The sequence below is a fragment of the Ramlibacter sp. 2FC genome (assembly GCF_005503345.1).
GTDB lineage: Bacteria > Pseudomonadota > Gammaproteobacteria > Burkholderiales > Burkholderiaceae_C > SCMQ01.
This window is the reverse complement of the sequence record NZ_SCMM01000008.1, coordinates 72,504-90,410: the sequence shown is the minus strand read 5'-3', so window position 1 is coordinate 90,410 and position 17,907 is coordinate 72,504. Positions and strand designations below refer to the sequence as shown.

Annotated in this window: 15 protein-coding genes; 11 read left to right on the top strand and 4 right to left on the bottom strand. The window is 70.0% G+C overall.

Annotated elements, in window-relative coordinates; genetic code table 11:
* The first annotated feature begins 7 nt into the window (after positions 1–7).
* Positions 8–562: a DUF2946 family protein gene (locus FFS10_RS05735; protein ID WP_137892467.1), complete on the top strand. Its 555-nt coding sequence runs from the start codon at positions 8–10 to the stop codon at positions 560–562.
* A gap of 70 nt (positions 563–632) precedes the next feature.
* On the opposite strand, the gene FFS10_RS05730 is transcribed toward FFS10_RS05735, so the two are convergent.
* The 4 genes from FFS10_RS05730 to FFS10_RS05715 all read right to left on the bottom strand — a co-directional run bounded on the left by FFS10_RS05730 (position 633) and on the right by FFS10_RS05715 (position 7,103).
* Positions 633–1,175 (bottom strand): c-type cytochrome, encoded by a 543-nt coding sequence (locus tag FFS10_RS05730; protein WP_137892465.1) that lies wholly within the window; start codon positions 1,173–1,175, stop codon positions 633–635.
* Between the two features lie 84 nt (positions 1,176–1,259).
* The gene (locus FFS10_RS05725) at positions 1,260–2,657 is read right to left on the bottom strand and encodes an efflux transporter outer membrane subunit (RefSeq protein ID WP_137892463.1); all 1,398 of its coding nucleotides are present in this window, start codon (positions 2,655–2,657) and stop codon (positions 1,260–1,262) included.
* A complete protein-coding gene (locus tag FFS10_RS05720; RefSeq protein ID WP_137892461.1) occupies positions 2,650–5,805 on the bottom strand; it encodes an efflux RND transporter permease subunit in 3,156 nt (1,051 codons plus the stop codon). The genes FFS10_RS05725 and FFS10_RS05720 overlap by 8 nt, the downstream gene beginning before the upstream one ends.
* Before the next feature lie 11 nt (positions 5,806–5,816).
* Positions 5,817–7,103 (bottom strand): efflux RND transporter periplasmic adaptor subunit, encoded by a 1,287-nt coding sequence (locus FFS10_RS05715; RefSeq protein WP_137892459.1) that lies wholly within the window; start codon positions 7,101–7,103, stop codon positions 5,817–5,819.
* A 169-nt stretch (positions 7,104–7,272) separates the two neighbouring features.
* On the opposite strand from FFS10_RS05715, the gene FFS10_RS05710 reads away from it, so the two are divergent.
* The 10 genes from FFS10_RS05710 to FFS10_RS05665 all read left to right on the top strand — a co-directional run bounded on the left by FFS10_RS05710 (position 7,273) and on the right by FFS10_RS05665 (position 17,876).
* The gene (locus FFS10_RS05710) at positions 7,273–7,953 is read left to right on the top strand and encodes a TetR family transcriptional regulator (protein ID WP_137892457.1); all 681 of its coding nucleotides are present in this window, start codon (positions 7,273–7,275) and stop codon (positions 7,951–7,953) included.
* 75 nt (positions 7,954–8,028) lie between these two features.
* Positions 8,029–9,444 (top strand): cytochrome ubiquinol oxidase subunit I, encoded by a 1,416-nt coding sequence (locus FFS10_RS05705; RefSeq protein WP_212744091.1) that lies wholly within the window; start codon positions 8,029–8,031, stop codon positions 9,442–9,444.
* Positions 9,445–9,536: 92 nt separating this feature from the next.
* On the top strand, positions 9,537–10,544 hold the full coding sequence (cydB, locus tag FFS10_RS05700; protein ID WP_137892455.1) for a cytochrome d ubiquinol oxidase subunit II: 1,008 nt from the start codon (positions 9,537–9,539) through the stop codon (positions 10,542–10,544).
* Positions 10,544–10,699, top strand: coding sequence for a DUF2474 family protein (locus tag FFS10_RS05695; protein ID WP_137892453.1), 156 nt, complete (start codon positions 10,544–10,546; stop codon positions 10,697–10,699). Before cydB ends, FFS10_RS05695 begins: the two co-directional genes overlap by 1 nt.
* Before the next feature lie 270 nt (positions 10,700–10,969).
* Entirely contained in the window at positions 10,970–11,929 is a 960-nt protein-coding gene (locus FFS10_RS05690) for a Bug family tripartite tricarboxylate transporter substrate binding protein (protein ID WP_137892450.1), read from the top strand.
* Positions 11,930–11,931: 2 nt separating this feature from the next.
* Complete coding sequence (locus tag FFS10_RS05685; protein ID WP_171016051.1) at positions 11,932–12,939, top strand: SMP-30/gluconolactonase/LRE family protein; 1,008 nt, start codon at positions 11,932–11,934, stop codon at positions 12,937–12,939.
* Between the two features lie 127 nt (positions 12,940–13,066).
* Positions 13,067–14,029 (top strand): branched-chain amino acid ABC transporter permease, encoded by a 963-nt coding sequence (locus tag FFS10_RS05680; RefSeq protein WP_212744090.1) that lies wholly within the window; start codon positions 13,067–13,069, stop codon positions 14,027–14,029.
* Positions 14,022–15,836: a branched-chain amino acid ABC transporter ATP-binding protein/permease gene (locus tag FFS10_RS05675; RefSeq protein ID WP_249931180.1), complete on the top strand. Its 1,815-nt coding sequence runs from the start codon at positions 14,022–14,024 to the stop codon at positions 15,834–15,836. The genes FFS10_RS05680 and FFS10_RS05675 overlap by 8 nt, the downstream gene beginning before the upstream one ends.
* A complete protein-coding gene (locus FFS10_RS05670) occupies positions 15,823–16,530 on the top strand; it encodes an ABC transporter ATP-binding protein (protein WP_137892446.1) in 708 nt (235 codons plus the stop codon). The genes FFS10_RS05675 and FFS10_RS05670 overlap by 14 nt, the downstream gene beginning before the upstream one ends.
* 89 nt (positions 16,531–16,619) lie before the next feature.
* Entirely contained in the window at positions 16,620–17,876 is a 1,257-nt protein-coding gene (locus FFS10_RS05665) for an ABC transporter substrate-binding protein (RefSeq protein ID WP_137892444.1), read from the top strand.
* The last annotated feature ends 31 nt before the right edge of the window (positions 17,877–17,907 follow it).

Below are 17,907 nucleotides of genomic sequence, written 5' to 3'. Positions count from 1 at the left end.
TCCCGCCATGGACGAGATCGTCAAGCAGGCCCTGGCCAAGTGGCCCAACGTGCCCCATTGCCACGGTTGGCTGGGCCTGGACGCGCGCGGCAACTGGTACCTGCGCGACGTCGGCGCCCAGTCGCTGGGCGGCTTCGCCAGCGGCCGGCCCGGCGCGCGCGGCGCCTTGCTCAGGCACGACAAGCTGATCGAGTTCATCCACCGCAACTACGCGGCCGACGAGGCCGGCCAATGGTTCTTCCAGAACGGGCCGCAGCGCGTCTATGTTGAGCTCGAGCTCACGCCCTGGGTCTGGCGCCTGGCGGCGGACGGCAGCGTGCGCGCGCACAGTGGCGCCGCGGCCCGGGTGCAGCGCTGCGTGCTCGACGAACAAGGCCGCGTCTACCTGGAGACCGATCTGGGCTTCGGCCTGGTCCACACGCAGGACGTGGGCCTGGCCGCCGAGGCGGTGGAGCAGGGGCTGTGGGTGCCGCAGGAGATGCCCGCCGCCAGCCTGCCCGAGCGCTTCGGCTATGTCTGCAGCCCGCAGGCGCGGCGCGCAGAGGCCGTCGCCACCTCCTGAACTGCGCCGCCGGCTGGTGCGCGCATGAAAAAAGCCACCTCGCGGTGGCTTTTCCTTGAGCGGCTGACGCTTACTTGGCTGCGGCGGTCTCGGCGCCCGCGGCGGCCGGGGCCTTGGGTTCCTCGAACTTGGCGCCGCCGGCGTTGGCCATGAAGGCCACGGCACGGCCGATCTCCACGTCGCTGAAGTCGCCGCCGCCCTGGGCACCCATGGCGCCCTTGCCCTTGAGGGCCGAGTTCACCAGGGCCTCGAAACCGGTCTTGATGCGCGCGCCCCAGGCGCCGGCGTCGCCGACCTTGGGTGCGCCGGCCGCGCCCGTGGCGTGGCAGGCGGCGCACTGGGCCTTGTAGACCTCTTCGCCGGCCTTGAGCGGACGGTTGGCGTCGCGGATCTCGACCATGCCGACCTTCTGGATGCGCTCGGCGATGGCTCGCTCGGGGTCGGCCGCACCGGCGGCCGGCTTGTTGGCCGAGGTCACGTAGTAGACCAGGCCGATGATGATGAAGATCGGCAGCACGAAGGCAAAGAAGCTCGCCACCAGCAGCTGCCTGGGGTTCTTGATCGGGCCGGTATGGGCTTCGGCGTGCGCTGATTCTTGGCGGTTGTCGCTCATGGCGTCCTCAAAAAGTCGGGAATGCGGAGGGTCCGGCCTACCGGACTCAACCTTTGATTATAGGGCGGGCCCGGCGCCGGCCCGTCAGGGCTGCGCCGCCGCCTCGCTCCAGCCGCCGCCCAGCGCCTTGTACAGCGCCACCTGGCTTTGCCGCTGCGCCAGCCGGGTCTGCGCCAGCGCCTGCCGCGCCGCAAACAGCGAGCGCTGGGCGTCCAGCAGTTCCAGCGAGCTCGCCACCCCGTTGCGCCAGCGCAGCTCGGCCAGCCTGAGGCGCTCGGCCTCGGCCTGGGCCTGGGCCTGCTGGGCGGCCAGCTGCTCGCCCAGCGTGGCGCGGCCGGCCAGCGCATCCGCCACCTCGCGGAAAGCGGTCTGCACGGCCTTCTCGTACTGCGCCACGGCAATCTCGCGCCCGGCCTGCGCCGAGTCCAGGCCGGCCTGGTTGCGGCCCGCGTCGAAGATGGGCAGCAAGGCCTGAGGCGCCAGCGTGAGGCCCCAGGAGCCGCCGGCGAACAGCCCCGACAGCTGGCTGCTGGCCGTGCCCAGGCCCGCGGTCAGCGTGATGCGCGGGAAGAAGGCCGCGCGCGCCGCGCCGATGTTGGCGTTGGCGGCGATCAATTGCTGCTCGGCCTGGCGGATGTCGGGCCGGCGCGTCAGCAGCTCGGAGGGCAGGCCGGCCGGCACGTCGCGCAGCGCGGTTTGCGTGCCTGCGCCCGACGCGGGCAGCGGCTGCGCCGGCAGGGGCTGGCCGACCAGCAGCGCGAGCGCGTTGAGGTCCAGCGCGCGCAGGCGCTGCTGCTGGGCCAGGGCCGCGCGCGTCGCCTCGGTGACCGACTCGGCCTGGCGCAGGTCCAGGGCCGAGGCCGTGCCGTGCTCCAGGCGCAGCCGCGTCAGGCGCAGCGTGTCCTCGCGCGTGGCCAGGGTCTGCCGGGCCAGCGCCAGCAATTCGTCGTTGGCCTGCAGGCTCAGCCAGGCATTGCAGACGGCGGCCACCAGGCTGATCTGCGCGGCCTTGCGCGCCTCCTCGGTGGCCAGGTACTGCGCCAGGGCGGCCTCCTTGAGGCTGGCCAGCCGGCCGAAGAAGTCCAGCTCCCAGGCATTGACCAGCAGGCCGGCGGTGTAGCTGCTCTTGCTGTCGCCGCTGCCGTCGCCGGACGGCTGGCGGTTGCCGGTGGCACCCAGGTTCAGCGTGGGGAACTGGTCGGCGCGGCGTATGCCGTACTGCGCGCGGGCCTGCGCCATGTTGAGCACGGCGACGCGCAGGTCGCGGTTGTTGGCCAGCGCGAGCGCGATCAGCTCGCGCAGCGCGGCGTCGCCGACGAAATCCTGCCAGGCCAGCTCGGCCGCGGGCGGGCCGGGCGGCTCGGGCGCCGCGAACGGCCATTGCGCGGCCACGGGCGCCGCCGGCCGTTCGTAGGTCGGGATCATGGAGCAGCCCGCCGCCAGCGCGGCCGACAGCAGGATGGGGAACAGGGGTTTAGTCATCGCTGTGCACTCCCAGCTGGGCCGCGGCCTGGGCGTGCAGGCGCCGCTGGCGCTCGCTGCCCTTGAAGATGCCGCGCACCACGACGAAGAAGACGGGGACGAAGAACACGGCCAGCACCGTGCCGGTGAGCATGCCGCCGATCACGCCGGTGCCGATGGCGCGCTGGCTGGCCGAGCCGGCGCCCGAGGCGATCGCCAGCGGCAGCACGCCCAGCATGAAGGCCAGCGAGGTCATCAGGATGGGGCGAAAGCGCAGGTGGGCCGCCGCCAGCGCCGCCTCGACCACGCTCTTGCCCTGGGCCTGCAGGTCCTTGGCAAACTCGATGATCAGGATGGCGTTCTTGGCCGACAGGCCGATGATGGTGACCAGGCCGACCTGGAAGTAGACGTCGTTGGCGTAGCTGCGCAGCCAGGTGGCCATCAGCACGCCCAGCACGCCCAGCGGCACGACCAGCACCACGGCCAGCGGAATGCTCCAGCTCTCGTACAGCGCGGCCAGGCACAGGAACACCGCCAGGATGGCGAAGCCATACAGCAGCGTGGCCTGGGCGCCGGCCAGCTGCTCCTCGCGCGACAGGCCGGTCCATTCGAAGCCGAAGCCGGCCGGCAGCTGGGCGGCCAGGCGCTCCATCTCGGCCATGGCCTCGCCGGTGCTGTGGCCGGGCGCGGCCATGCCGCCTATGCGCATGGCCGGGTAGCCGTTGTAGCGCACGGTCTGCATGGCGCCCTGGATCCAGCGAGTGCTGGCGAAGGCCGACATCGGCACCAGCCGGCCCTGGCTGTTGGGTACCTGCAGCCGGAGCAGGTCCTCGGGCTGCATGCGCGCCGGCGCGTCGGCCTGCACCACCACGCGCTGCAGGCGGCCCTGGTTCGGGAAGTCGTTGATGTAGCTCGAGCCCAGCGCGGTCGAGATCGTGGCGTTGATCGCGTCGAAGGGCACGCCCAGGGCCAGGGCCTTGTCGCGGTCGATGTCGATCTGCAGCTGCGGCGCGTCCTCCAGGCCGTCGGGGCGCACCTGGGTGATCAGCTTGCTTTGCGAGGCCATGCCCATCAGCTGGTTGCGCGCGGCGACCAGGGCCTCGTGGCCCAGGCCGGCGCGGTCCTGCAGCCGGAAGCTGAAGCCGGTGGCCGTGCCCAGCTCGGGAATCGGCGGCGGGCTCAGCGGGAACACGAAGGCGTCGCGTATGCCCATGAAAGCGCCGAAGGCGCGCCCGGCCAGGGCCTCGGCCGACTGGCCGGCACCGGCGCGCTCGGTCCAGTCCTTGAGGGTCACGAAGGCCAGGCCCGCGTTCTGGCCCTGGCCCGAGAAGCTGAAGCCCAGCACGCCGACGATGCTCTGCACCTCGGGCTGCTGCAGCATGAAGTCCTCCACCTGCTTCATCGCGGACTGGGTGCGCTCCAGCGTCGCGCCGGGCGGCAGCTGCACGTTGACGATCACGTAGCCCTGGTCCTCGCCCGGCAGGAAGGAGCTGGGCAGGCGCTGGTAGATCAGCGCCACCGCGCCGCCTATGGCGAGGTAGATCACCAGGTAGCGCGCCGCGCGCGGCAGCATGCGCGCGACCCAGCTTTCGTAGCCCTTGGCGGTGCGCGCGAAGCCGCGGTTGAACCAGCCGAAGAAACCGGTCTTGGCATGGTGGTGGCCGGCCGCTACCGGCTTGAGCAGGGTGGCGCACAGGGCCGGCGTGAGCGAGAGCGCGAAGAAGGCCGAAAAGCCAATCGACGAGACCATCACGGCCGAGAACTGGCGGTAGATGTTGCCCACCGAGCCGCCGAAGAAGGCCAGCGGCACGAACACCGAGACCAGCACCACCGTGATGCCGACGATGGCACCCGAGATCTGGCCCATGGCCTTGCGCGTGGCCTCGCGCGGCGGCAGGCCCTCCTCGCTCATGATGCGCTCGACGTTCTCCACCACCACGATGGCGTCGTCGACCACGATGCCGATCACCAGCACCATGCCGAACATGGTCAGCACGTTGATCGAGAAGCCCAGGGCCAGCAGGGTGGCGAAGCTGCCCAGCAGCGCCACCGGCACCACGATGGTCGGGATCAGCGTGTAGCGTATGTTCTGCAGGAACAGGAACATCACCAGGAACACCAGGGCCACGGCCTCGAGCAGGGTCTGGGCCACCTGGCGGATCGAGATGCTCACGAAGCGCGAGCTGTCGTAGGGGATGTCCCATTTCATCCCCTGCGGGAAGTAGCGCGCCAGCTCGCCCATCTTCTGGTGCACGGCCTTGGCCGAGGCCAGGGCGTTGCCGCTGGGCGAGAGCTGCACGCCGATGCCGGTGGCCGGCTTGCCGTTCAGGCGTGCCGAGCTGCCGTAGTTCTGGCCGCCGAGCTCGATGCGCGCCACGTCCTTCAGGCGCACCGTGGAACCGTCGGCGCTGGCGCGCAGCACGATGCGGCCGAACTGCTCGACGCTGGCCAACTGGCCCTGCACCACCACGGTGGCGGCGATGCCCTGGCCCGCCACGTTGGGCAGGTCGCCTATGCTGCCCGAGGCGACCTGGGCGTTCTGGGCGCGGATCGCCGCGTTGACCTCGGCGGTCGAGAGGTTGTAGCCGGTGAGCCTGGCCGGGTCCAGCCAGACGCGCATGGCGCGCTCGGTGCCGAACAGCTGCACCTGGCCGATGCCGGGCAGGCGCTGGATCTCGGGCACCACGTTGCGCGCCGCGTAGTCGCCCAGGGCCACCGGGCCGTAGGCCGGGTTGTCCGAGGACAGCATGATGAACAGCAGGAAGTTGCTGCGCGACTTGTCCACGCGCACGCCCTGTTGGGTGACCACCGAGGGCAGGCGCGGCGTGGCGCGCGACAGGCGGTTCTGCACGTCGACCTGGGCCAGCTCGGGGTCGGTGCCGGGCTCGAAGCTCAGCGTGATCGAGCCCGTGCCGTCGGCCTGGCTCACGGACTCCATGTACATCAGGCCGGGCGAGCCGTTCATCTCGCGCTCGATCACGCTGATCACGCTGTCCTCCAGCGTCTGGGCCGAGGCACCGGGATAGGCGGTGTTGATCACGATGGCGGGCGGCGCCACCGGCGGGTATTGCGAGATCGGCAGCTGCGTGATCGCCACGCTGCCCAGCACCAGCACGAACAGCGCGATCACCCAGGCGAAGATGGGCCGGTCGATGAAGAATTTGGCCATGGGCGGGCTCCTTAGCGGGCCTGGGCCGAGGAGGCCGCAGACGCGGGCGCCGATGCCGCCGGTGCCGCGGGTGCCGACGCCGCGGGGGCGGGCGCGCCGGGCGCCTGCCAGGGCACGGGCTTGACCGGCGTGCCGGGCGGCAGCATCTGCAGCTTCTGAAAGCCGTCGACCATGACCTGCTCGCCCGCTTTCAGGCCCTCCAGGATCACCCACTGGTTGCCCTTGCCGGTCGCCACCTTGACCGGGCGCGGGCTGACCTTGCCGTCGGCGCCGACCACCATCACCTGGTCGCCCTGCGCCGAACGCGTCACCGCCTGCTGCGGCAGCGTGACGGCGTTGCCGGCCTGGGCCTGCTCCAGGCGCACGCGCACGTACAGGCCCGGCAGCAGCTGGCCGCCGGGGTTGGGCAATTCGGCGCGCAGCGTGACCTGGCCGGTGCCGGCGTCTACCGTGAGGTCGGAGAACAGCAGCCGGCCGGCGCGCGGGTACTCGCTGCCATCGTCCAGCAGCACACGCACGCTGGCCGCCGCGCTGCCGCTGGCGCGCTTGAGCCGGCCGTCCTCCAGCGCGCGCTTGAGCCGCATCACCTCGGTGGCCGACTGGGTGAAGTTCACGTACAAGGGGTCGATCTGCTGCACCACCGCCAGCGGCGTGGCCTCGCCCTGGCCGACCAGGGCGCCCTCGGTCACCAGGGCGCGGCCTATGCGACCGGCGATCGGCGCCGTCACGCTGGCGTAGTTGAGGTTGATGCGCGCGGTCTGCACCGCGGCCTGGCCGGCCGCGACCTCGGCTTCGGCCTGCTGCTGCGCGGCCACGGCATTGGCGTAGTCCTGCTGGCTCACCGCCTTCTCGGCCACCAGGGGCTGGTAGCGCTCGGCCAGGGCGCGGGCCTGGGACAGGTTGGCGCGGGCCTTGGCCAGCGCGGCCTCCGCGCTCTGCAGCGCGGCGGCATAGGGCGCGGGGTCGATGCGGAACAGGGGCTGGCCGGCCCGCACCTCGCTGCCCTCGCGGAACAGCTGCTGCTGCAGGATGCCGGCCGCGCGGGCGCGCACCTGGGCCACGCGCGAGGCTTCCAGCCGCCCAGGCAGCTCGGTCACCAGGCCGACGTCGCCGGGCGCCACGCTGACCACGCCGACCTCGATGGGCGGCATGCCGCCGCCGGCCGGGCCGCCCGGTGCGGCGCCGTCCTTGCCGCATGCGCCCAGCAGCAGGGCCAGGGTCAGGGCGGCTGGCGCCAGGTCCCGGCGTCGCAGGTGGGGAATGGTCGAGGCGGGCGGGAGCTGGCGCGGGACAGGCATGGCGGAGGTCCTTGTTCTTCGGGGTTTGAGCATCGACTGGCCCAGCCGAGCAGCATGACAGCGCTGGCGGAGCAGGTGCGAAACAGGATGTAGGCGCAGTATACATACATCCTTGAATGTATGTATGATGTGAACTTTCGTAGAAGCCACAACCGGAGACACGCCCACCATGGTGCGCCGTACCAAGGCCGACGCGCAGGCCACGCGCCACCGCCTGCTCGATGCCGCCGAACAGCTGTTCCAGGCGCGCGGCGTGTCGCGCACCTCGCTCAATGACATCGCTGTCGCCGCCGGCACCACGCGCGGCGCGATCTACTGGCATTTCAAGGACAAGGCCGACCTGTTCAACGCCATGATGGAGCGCGTGACCCTGCCGATGGAGGAGTCGCTCCAATGCGTGGCGGCGCAGCAGAGCCTGGACCCGATCGAGGGCCTGCGTGCGGCCCTGCTCGAGGCCCTGCGCAAGACCGCCGGCGACGCCCAGACGCGCCGCGTGTTCGAGGTGGCGACGCACAAGGTGGAATACGTGGATGAGCTGATGGCGGTGCAGCAGCGCCACCTGCAGGTGCGCAACGCCTGCCTGGCGCGCACCGAGCAGGCCATGGAGCGCGCCGTGGCCCAGCGCGGGCGGCCGCTGACCATTCCGGTCGCCACGGCCGCGCTCGGCCTGCATGTGATGGTCGACGGCCTGATCCAGAACTGGCTGCTCGACCCCGCCGCCTTCGACCTCGTGGACAGCGGCCGGTGCCTGGCCGACCTGTACTTGGCGGGGCTGGGCCTGGGCGGCGGCTTCGGCGCATCTGATCCGGTCTTCTGCGGTGCCTCTGAGCCTGTGACGCCGGACGCATAAGCACTATAGTCATCCCGTCCCGCCGCGGTGGCCGGGATCGTCGCCCGGCCGCCTGCCGGGGTGAGGATGCCGACCGTGGGGGATCTCGATGCCTTGCTGCTGGCCCGGATCCAGTTCGCTTTCACGGTGTCCTTCCACATCGTGTTTCCTGCCATCACCATTGGCCTGGCCAGCTACCTGGCCGTGCTCGAGGCCTGCTGGCTGCGAACGGACCAGGCCGTCTACCGCGACCTCTACCATTTCTGGTCGCGCATCTTCGCGGTCAACTTCGGCATGGGCGTGGTCTCGGGCCTGGTCATGGCCTACCAGTTCGGCACCAACTGGAGCCATTTCTCGGACTTCGCCGGCAGCGTGACCGGGCCGCTGCTGACCTACGAGGTGCTGACGGCCTTCTTCCTCGAGGCCGGCTTCCTCGGCGTCATGCTGTTCGGCTGGAGCCGCGTGGGGCCGGCCCTGCATTTCGTCTCCACGCTGATGGTCGCGGTCGGCACGCTGATCTCGGCGACCTGGATCCTGGCCTCCAACAGCTGGATGCACACCCCGGCCGGCTACGCGATCGTCGATGGCCGTGTGGTGCCGACCGACTGGCTGGCCGTGATCTTCAACCCCTCGTTTCCCTACCGCCTGGCCCACATGGGCGTCGCGGCCTTCCTGTCCACCGCGCTGATGGTCGGCGCCTCGGCGGCCTGGCACCTGCTGCGCGGGCGCGACCAGCCCGCGGTGCGCAAGATGCTGTCCATGGCGATGTGGATGCTGCTGATCGTGGCGCCGCTGCAGGCCGTGATCGGCGACCTGCACGGCCTGAACACGCTGCGCCACCAGCCGGCCAAGATCGCCGCGATCGAGGGGCATTGGGAAAACAAGCCCGGCGAAGGCGTTCCGCTGACCCTGTTCGGCTGGCCCGACATGGCGCGTGAGCAGACGCGCTGGGCGGTCGAAGTGCCGCGCCTGGGCAGCCTGATCCTGACCCACTCCTGGGACGGCCAGTTCCCCGGCCTCAAGGAATACCCGCGCGCGGACCGGCCCAACGCGACCGTGGTGTTCTGGTCCTTCCGCATCATGGTCGGCCTGGGCTTTTTGATGATAGCCCTCGGCCTCTGGGCCCTGTGGGCGCGCTGGCGCGGCCGGCTCTACGAGGCGCGTGCGCTGCTGCGCTTCGCGCTGTGGATGGGGCCGGCCGGCCTGGTCGCGCTGCTGGCCGGCTGGTTCACCACCGAAGTCGGACGCCAGCCCTGGGTGGTCTACGGCCTGCTGCGCACGGCCGACGCCGTGTCACCGCACGGCGCGGCCCAGCTGGGCCTGAGCCTGGCGCTGTTCGTGGCGGTCTACCTCGTCGTGTTCGGTGCCGGCCTGGTCTACCTGCTGCACCTGATCGCCCAGGGCCCGCAGCCGCACGAGGGTGAGCATCCCCTGCCCGGCGGCCCCGGCCAGCCGCGCACGCCGGCGCGCCCGTTGTCGGCTGCATCGGCCGAGAACCCGCAGGAGAGCTGACATGAAACGCCCCCACGCTCATCACTTCGTGTATTCGCTGCCCCCCGAGGGGGCCCAGGCCTCCTTTGGGGCGGCCCGGCAGGAGGCCTGACATGGGCATAGACCTTTCTCTGATCTGGGCCGTGATCATCCTGTTCGGCATCATGATGTACGTGGTGATGGACGGCTTCGACCTGGGCATAGGCCTGCTCTATCCCTTCCTGCCCGGCAAGAGCGACCGCGACGTGATGATGAACACTGTGGCGCCGGTCTGGGACGGCAACGAGACCTGGTTGGTGCTCGGCGGCGCCGGTCTGATGGCGGCCTTTCCGCTCGCCTACTCGGTGGTGCTGAGCGCCTTCTACCTGCCGCTGGTGTTCATGCTGCTGGGCCTGATCTTCCGCGGCGTGGCCTTCGAGTTCCGCTTCAAGGCCAGCGAGGCGCGCCGCCATTGGTGGGACAAGGCCTTCATCGGCGGCTCGCTGGCCGCGACCTACTTCCAGGGCGTGATCCTGGGTGCCTACCTGCAGGGCGTGCGCGTGGAGGGCCGCGCCTACGCGGGCGGCGCCTTAGACTGGCTCACGCCGTTCTCGCTGTTCACCGGCGCCGGCCTGGTGGCGGCCTATGCGCTGCTCGGCTGCACCTGGCTGATCCTCAAGACCCAGGGCGCGCTGCAGGCGCGCATGATCGCGCTGGCGCGCCCGCTGACCTGGACTCTGCTGGCCGTGATCGCCGTCATCAGCCTGTGGACGCCGCTGGCCAGCGCGGACATCGCGCGGCGCTGGTTCAGCTGGCCCAACCTGCTGTGGTTCGCCCCCGTGCCGCTGCTGGTGCTGGCCACCGTCTGGCTGCTGCTGCGCAGGCTGCGCGCCCAGCCCGACGCCTCGCCCTTCGTGCTGACCCTGTGCCTGGTCTTCCTCGGCTACAGCGGCCTGGGCATCAGCCTGTGGCCCCACATCGTGCCGCCCGGCATCACGATCTGGCAGGCCGCCGCGCCGCCGCAGAGCCAGGGCTTCGCCCTGGTCGGCGCGCTGCTGATCATTCCCTTCATCCTGATGTACACGGCCTGGGGCTACTACGTGTTCCGCGGCAAGGTCGACGCGGGCCAGGGCTACCACTGATGGGCGACTCTCCCGCGCCGCCAAGGCCGGGCACGGGCCTGTGGCGCAGGCGCCTGGCCTGGCTGCTCGGCCTCTGGCTGGCAGGCGTGCTGGCGCTGGGGGCGGTGGCCTATGGCCTGCGCTGGCTGATGCGCTTGCTCGGCCTGACGCCCTAGCGGCCGCTGCCGGCCTGTCATCGCGGCGGTGTAGGCAGGACTGTTCGTCGGGCGCCAACGAGCGCGCAGCCAAGCGGTACAGACTGGCTTGACTTATCTCGGCGCCTTGTTATGATTTTCCAGGAATGCGAAGTTTATTTCGAATATTGGAAATTTTAGTGACAAGTGGAAGACCTGCCCAGGAGCAAGGGCGGCACGCAAGAACAGGGTTCGAGGTCAGTTAGCCATCGGGACGGCGCCTCGCGGGCCGTCTGAACAGAAAGAGTCTTCATGATGAAACTTTGCAAGTCACTGCTGGTCTTCGCAGTGTTCATGGTCCTGGCGGTTTCGGCCCAGGCCTTTCCCGACCGTCCGGTCCGCTTGATTGTGGGCTTCGCGCCTGGCGGCTCGGACATCTCCGCCCGCCTGGTCGGACAGAAGCTCTCCGAGTTGTGGGGGCAACCGGTAGTGGTCGACAACCGCCCCGGGGCGGCAGGCAACATCGGCGCCGACGCGGTCGCCAAGGCGCCGCCGGACGGCTATACCCTGCTGTTGCTGGTGAACTCCTACACCATCAACACCACGGTCTACCGCAACCTCAGCTGGGACCTGCTGCGCGATTTCGCGCCCATCGGCCGGTACGCGGCCTCGCCCATGGTGGTGGTGGTCAACGACAAGATGCCGGTCAAGAACTTCGCCGAGTTCGTCGCCTATGCGAAGGCGAATCGCGGCAAGATCAACTATGGATCGGCCGGCACCGGAACGGCGCCGCACCTGGCCGGCGAACTGTTTGCCATGCGCTCGGGCATAGAGATGACCCACGTGCCCTACAAGGGTTCGGCGCCCTCGGTCACGGCCCTGGTAGCGGACGAGGTCCAGGTGTCGTTCGGCGCCATGTCGGCCTTCGATGGCCTGGTCAAGCAGGGGCGTCTGCGCCCGCTGGCCGTCACCACGGCGACGCGTTTCCCCCGGCTGCCCGATGTGCCCACGGTGTCCGAGGCCGGTGTGCCCGGCTTCGACGTCGACATCTGGTACGGCCTGGTCGCGCCGGCCAAGACCCCTGCCGCGATCGTGAAGAAGCTCAGCGAGGACCTGGCGCAGGTGATGGCCGATCCCGACCTGCAGGCCAAGCTGCGCGAGCGCGGCCTGGAGCCAGCCTACCTGGACAGCCAGAAAACCGGCGAGCTGATGCGCCGGGACGTGGCGCGCTGGCGCGAGATCGCCAACAACCTCAAGCTGTCGCTGGAATGAGCATGCAGCAAGCCGATTCGCGGGACCTGTGGGACCGCCTGGCCGACGAGCTGCGCGAAGACGCGCCGGGCGGCCCTGCGCAGGGGCTGCGCCCCTTCTCGTCGGGGCTGCAGCGTCCGGAATGCGTGCTGACCCATGCTTCGGGCAGCCTGTTCGTGTCGGACCGGCGCGGTGGCGTGCTGAAGATCGATCCCGACGGACGCCAGCGACTGATCGGCAACGCCCCCGGCCTGCTGCCCAACGGTATCGCCATGCAGCCCGATGGCGGCTTTCTGGTCGCCAATCTGGGCGAGCAGGGCGGTGTCTGGCGCATCGCACCCGACGGGGCCCCGTCGCCCTGGCTGACCGAGGTCGAGGGGCGGCCGGTGCAGCGGGTCAATTTCGTCGCCAACGACGCGGCCGGCCGCGTCTGGGCCTGCATCAGCGCCACCGATGGCAGCGACCGCTATCCGTTGGACAGCGCCACCGGCTACATCGTGCTGCGCGATGCCTCGGGCACGCGCATCGTCGCCGACGGCCTGCACTACACCAACGAGTGCCGCGTCAGCGCCGACGGCCAGTTCATGTACGTCAATGAGACCTTCGGGCGTCGCCTCTCGCGCTTTCGCATCGACGCGGGGGGCGAACTCCGCGGCCGGGAGACCGTGGCCCGCTTCGGCGACGGCGACTTCCCCGACGGCCTGGCCCTGGATTCGGAAGGCGGCGCCTGGGTGGTGTGTGTCGGCAGCAACCGGGTCTACCGCGTTGCCGCCGACGGGCATTGCCAGACCCTCATCGACGACGCGGTCGCGGCGACCGCACAGCGCCTGGAGGCCGCCTTCGTTGCCGGAACGCTGGATCGGCCGCTGCTGTCTGCGGCGCGCGGGCGTCGGCTGGGCAACGTGACCAGCCTGGCCTTCGGCGGCGCGGACCTGCGCACGGTCTACATGGGATGCCTCGCCGGCGACGCGCTGGCCACCTTCCGCTCGCCAGTCGCCGGCATGCAGCCCGCGCACTGGCGCTGGGGCTGATGGACTTGCGGGTCGACGCGCCGCTGCGCGGCCATGGCACAGCGAGTAACAAGTTGGAGACAAAGCTAATGAAAGAGCCGATGTGGGCGCCGGTCCGCCCTGGACGGGGCCAGGGAGTGCCTGGCCTATGAGCAGCGGAATGATCCTGCTGGAGAACGTGCTGCAGGCCCTGGTGACCAGCCTGCTGGTCGGTGGGGTCTACGGCCTGTTGTGCGTGGGCCTGGGCCTGATCTTCAGCGTGATGCGCGTGATCAATTTCGCGCAGGGCGAGTTCATGATGATTGGCATGTACGCCTCGCTGCTGGGCTTCCAGACCCTGGGCCTGGGTCCCCTGCTGGGCGACTGGGGCGGGCTGGTGGTGAGCGCCCTGGTGGCGGGCGGCGTGCTCTACCTGCTGGCCTCGCTGCTGCACCCGGCCCTGCTGGCACGGGTGTCGGGCTCGCGCGTCACCGGCACCGAGGGCGATGGCCACTACCCGCAGCTGACGCTCACGCTGGGCCTGTCCCTGGTGCTGGCCAACGGCGGCCTGATCCTGTTCGGCTCTTCGCCGCACACCATCCGGACGGCCTTGTCGTCCTCGGCCTGGGTCGTCGGGCCACTGGTGGGCGAGGACGTGATGATCTTCCTCAACAAGGCCCGCACCCTGGCCTTCCTCGTCACCCTGGTGGTGGTCGCAGCGGTGGCGCTGTTCATCACCCGGACCCGCGCCGGCAAACGCCTGCGCGCCGCCGCGGACAACGCGGAAGCGGCCACCTATATGGGCATCGACGTCACGCGGGCGCATCGCTTCGCGTTTGCGCTCGGTGCGGCCGTGACCGGCATTGCCGGCGGTCTGGTCGCGGCCTATTACCCGTTCCAGCCCTACGCGGGCGTGGAATTCGTCGTGATCATGTATGCCGGTGTCGTGCTGGGTGGCATGGGCAGCATCAAGGGGGCGTTCTGGGGCGGCCTGGTCATCGGCCTGGTGCAGCAGATGTCGACCCTGGTGCTGCCGGTGCAGCTGCAGAACACGGCCATCTTCGTGGTGTTCCTGCTGGTGATGCTGTTGCGTCCGCAAGGTCTGTTTGGAAGGAACACCGATCGTGCATAAGGCAAGTTCCACGCGAAACCAGATCGGCCGCCCTCTGCTGGTGACCTTCGGCCTGGCGACGCTGTACCTGTTCGCTGCCGCGCTGACCGCCAATCCCTATGTGCTGCTGATCATGACCCTGGTGCCGATCTGGGCCACGGTGGGCGTGTCCTGGAACGTGTTCAGCGGGTACTCGGGCCTGCTGTCGTTCGGCCATGCGGCCTTCTTCGGCCTGGGCGCCTACACGCTGGCCGTGGGCTTTGCCCATTTCGGGCTCTCGCCCTGGATCGGCCTGCTGGCCGCGGCAGCGGTCGGTGCGCTGGCGGGGGCGGTGGTGGGTGTTCCCACCTTCCGGCTGCGCGGCGTCTATTTCAGCCTGGCCATGCTCGCCTATCCCCTGGCCCTGCTGTACGTGTTCGAATGGCTGGGCCTGCAGGAGGTGGCGCTGCCGCTCAAGCGCGAGGGGGCGGTGGCCTACATGCAGTTCTCCGATCCGCGTGCCTACGTGCTGCTGGCCGTGGCCATGCTGGTTGGCGCGCTGCTGATCAACCTGTGGATCGGGCGTTCGCGCTTCGGCCTGTCGCTGCTCGCGGTCAAGCAGAACGAGCTGGCCGCCGAGGCCTCTGGCATCAACCCCTTCCGCTGGAAGCTGCTGGCCCTGGTGCTGTCGGGCGCCATCGCGGGCGTGGCCGGCGGCCTGTACGCGGTGGTGCTGGTGATCGTGACGCCGCACTCGGTGTTCGGCATGCTGGTGTCGGCGCAGGCCCTGATCTTCACCATGTTCGGTGGCGTCGGCAGGATCGCCGGCCCGGTGCTGGGTGCCCTGATCCTGTTGCCCCTGGGCGAGTTGCTGAACGCCACGCTGGGCGCGCGCCTGCCGGGCATACAGGGCGTGATCTACGGGGCCGCCATCATCCTGATCGTGCTGATGGCGCCCGAAGGGGTCCTGCCGCGCCTGACCGATGCGTGGCAGGCCCGCCGTGGCCGGCGCGGCGCGGGCGCCACCGCGGCGCCGGCGGCCGCGGCGTCCCTCGCCACGAACGGCCCGGTGGCCCCGGCGGTGCCCGCCGCCGCGCCCCCCGCCCCCGGCGGCGAGCTCATCCTGCGCGTGCAGGGCCTGTCCAAGCGCTTCGGCGGCCTGCAGGCCGTGCAGGACGTGGCTTTCGACGTCCGGCGGGGCGAGATCCTCGGCATCATCGGCCCCAACGGGGCCGGCAAGACCACCATGTTCAACCTGCTCAACGGCATGGTTGCGCCCACCAGCGGCAGCATCGTGTTCGAAGGGCAGGAGCTGCGCGGTCTGCGCTCCTACCAGGTGTGCCGCCTCGGCGTCGGGCGCACCTTCCAGGTGGTGCGCCCCTTTGCGCGCCTGAGCGTGCTCGAGAACGTGGTCATCGGCGCGTTCGCCGCGGAGCCGGACGACGCGCTGGCCTACGGCCGCGCCATGGAGGCGCTGCGGCAGGTCGGCCTGGAGCCCTACGCCCAGGTGCTGGCCGGCGGCCTGCCCGCGGTCCAGCTGCGCCTGATGGAGATCGCCAGGGCCCTGGCCTCGCGGCCCAAGCTGCTGCTGCTCGACGAAGTACTGGCGGGGCTGGGCGGCGGCGAGGTCGAACAGGTGATGCGGGCGCTGACGGCGATCCGCGACGCCGGCGTCACCATCGTGATCATCGAGCACACCATGCATGCCATGGTGAGGCTTGCCAACCGGCTCCTGGTGCTGGACCACGGCAAGGTGCTGTACGTCGGGGAACCGGCCGCTGTCACCAGCGAGCCGGCGGTGATCGAAGCCTACCTGGGCAAGAAATGGGTCGGCCATGCTGCGCATTGAGCAACTCTGTGTCTCCTACGGCGACCTGCGCGCGCTCGAGAATGTCAGCCTCGAGGTCAAGGCGGGTGCCTTCGTGGCCATCGTCGGCGCCAATGGCGCGGGCAAGTCCACCCTGTTCAAGGCGATCTCGGGGACGGTGCCCACGCTGTCGGGGCGACTCGAGTTCGACGGCCACGACTTGTCCACCATCGCCGCGCCGCAGCGCGCCCTGCTGGGCATCGCCCATGTGCCCGAGGGCCGGCAGGTCTTTCGCAGCCTGACGGTGCTCGAGAACCTGGAGATGGGGGCCCAGACGCCCGCCGCGCGCCAGTCCTTCGACGCGACGCTGGCGCAGATCTACACCCTGTTTCCGAGGCTGGCCGAGCGCTCGGGCCAGCTGGCGGGAACCCTGTCGGGCGGCGAGCAGCAGATGGTCGCCATCGGTCGCGGACTGGCTTCGCGTCCCAAGTTGCTGATGCTCGACGAGCCCTCCATGGGGCTGGCGCCGGCGGTGGCCGACGCCATCTTCGAGCGCATCGAGCAGGTGCACCGCGAAAGCGGCATGGCCGTGCTGCTGGTCGAACAGCGGGTCGCCGAGGCCCTGCATGCCTGCAGCTACGGCTACGTGCTGGAGTCCGGCCGCATGGCCCTGGAGGGCACGCACGACGTCCTGATCAGCAACCCGCGCATCAAGCAGGCCTATCTGGGCATGTGAACAGGGATTCCACCATCCGGCCTTTGCAGGCCGTTCCGTCGCACGCGGGCCATGCGCCCGTGTTTTGAGCACTTGAAAAGGAGACAGCCATGAAAGTATGTCCGAGAATCCCTCAGCTGGCGCGCCGCGGCATTGCCGGCGCAGCCCTGGCCACCCTGGCGGCGAGCCTGCTGCCGGGTGCCGTCTGGGCGCAGGCCCCCAAGGAGGTCAAGCTGGCCGTGGTCGTGCCGCTGTCCGGCCCCTGGGCGCGCAACGGCGAGCTGCACGTCAAGGGCGCGCAGATGGCGGTGGACGACATCAACGCCGCGGGCGGCATCAAGGCCCTGGGCGGCGCCAGGATCAAGCTGATCACGGCCGACGCCGGTGACAGCGTGGAGAAGGCGAAGAACGCGGCCCAGCGCCTGCTGGCTTCCGAGCCCGATCTGGTGGGCGCGACCGGCAGCTTCGTGAGCTCCTTCACCCTGGCCATCACGGAAGTGACCGAGCGCGCCGAGCTGCCGTTCCTGACGCTGTCGTATTCCGACCAGATCAACGAGCGGGGCTTCAAGTATGTGTTCCAGACTTCGCCGACCGCCAACACCCAGGCCGGCGCCGCCCTGCCCATCCTGATGAACCTGGCCACGCAGGCGACCGGCAAAGCGCCCCAGACGGTGGGCATCGTGATGGACAACACGGCCTCTCCCGTGAGCTTCTCCAAGGCCATGCGCGAAGGCGGCTTCGAGAAGGCCAGGGTCAAGCTGATGATGGACGAGGTGTTCACGCCGCCGCTGTCCGACGCCACCTCGAGCGTGCAGAAGCTGCGCAACATCCGGCCCGACTTCGCCTTCCTGCTGTCGACCAACGTGCCCGACACCAAGCTGCTGCTGGAGAAGATGAGCGAGATGCGCATCGGCAATGGCGCGATTCCCGTGGTGACCAACGGTGGCCACATGGGCGCGCCCGAACTTTTGAAGGTGATGAACAAGGAAACCCTGGAAGGCGTGATGGTGGTGATCGCCAACTGGGGTGGCAAGGGTCATGAGGCCCTTACCAGCGCGTTCAGCAAGCGCATGAACGAGCCTTGGATGACGCAGGACAGCATCTCGACCTATGGCGACATGTGGATATTCAAGCAGGCCATGGAAGCCGCGGGCTCGGCCGACCGGCGCAAGGTGGCCGAGGCCATCCGCAAGATGGACACGAACGAAGGTGCCGCCAAGTACTACCCGGGTGGGCACCTGCGGTTCGACGAGAAGGGCCGCCGGGTCGGTGCGGAGACCGTGATCCTGCAATGGCGCAACGGCGTGCCGGTTCCGGTCTACCCGCCCTCCCTGGCGGTGATGGCGCCGCTGTGGCCCAAGCGCTGATCGGCCGCAGCGGGAGGATCTGACCAGGCAG

Excerpts from the sequence above, each read along its gene's own strand:
- FFS10_RS05730 (WP_137892465.1), bottom strand. The coding sequence starts at position 1,175 with ATGAGCGACAACCGCCAAGAATCAGCGCACGCCGAAGCCCATACCGGC.
- FFS10_RS05720 (WP_137892461.1), bottom strand. The coding sequence starts at position 5,805 with ATGGCCAAATTCTTCATCGACCGGCCCATCTTCGCCTGGGTGATCGCG.
- FFS10_RS05670 (WP_137892446.1), top strand. The coding sequence starts at position 15,823 with ATGCTGCGCATTGAGCAACTCTGTGTCTCCTACGGCGACCTGCGCGCG.
- FFS10_RS05725 (WP_137892463.1), bottom strand. The coding sequence starts at position 2,657 with ATGACTAAACCCCTGTTCCCCATCCTGCTGTCGGCCGCGCTGGCGGCG.
- FFS10_RS05715 (WP_137892459.1), bottom strand. The coding sequence starts at position 7,103 with ATGCCTGTCCCGCGCCAGCTCCCGCCCGCCTCGACCATTCCCCACCTG.
- FFS10_RS05710 (WP_137892457.1), top strand. The coding sequence starts at position 7,273 with ATGGTGCGCCGTACCAAGGCCGACGCGCAGGCCACGCGCCACCGCCTG.
- FFS10_RS05680 (WP_212744090.1), top strand. The coding sequence starts at position 13,067 with ATGAGCAGCGGAATGATCCTGCTGGAGAACGTGCTGCAGGCCCTGGTG.
- FFS10_RS05695 (WP_137892453.1), top strand. The coding sequence starts at position 10,544 with ATGGGCGACTCTCCCGCGCCGCCAAGGCCGGGCACGGGCCTGTGGCGC.
- FFS10_RS05690 (WP_137892450.1), top strand. The coding sequence starts at position 10,970 with ATGATGAAACTTTGCAAGTCACTGCTGGTCTTCGCAGTGTTCATGGTC.
- cydB (WP_137892455.1), top strand. The coding sequence starts at position 9,537 with ATGGGCATAGACCTTTCTCTGATCTGGGCCGTGATCATCCTGTTCGGC.
- FFS10_RS05685 (WP_171016051.1), top strand. The coding sequence starts at position 11,932 with ATGCAGCAAGCCGATTCGCGGGACCTGTGGGACCGCCTGGCCGACGAG.
- FFS10_RS05665 (WP_137892444.1), top strand. The coding sequence starts at position 16,620 with ATGAAAGTATGTCCGAGAATCCCTCAGCTGGCGCGCCGCGGCATTGCC.
- FFS10_RS05735 (WP_137892467.1), top strand. The coding sequence starts at position 8 with ATGGACGAGATCGTCAAGCAGGCCCTGGCCAAGTGGCCCAACGTGCCC.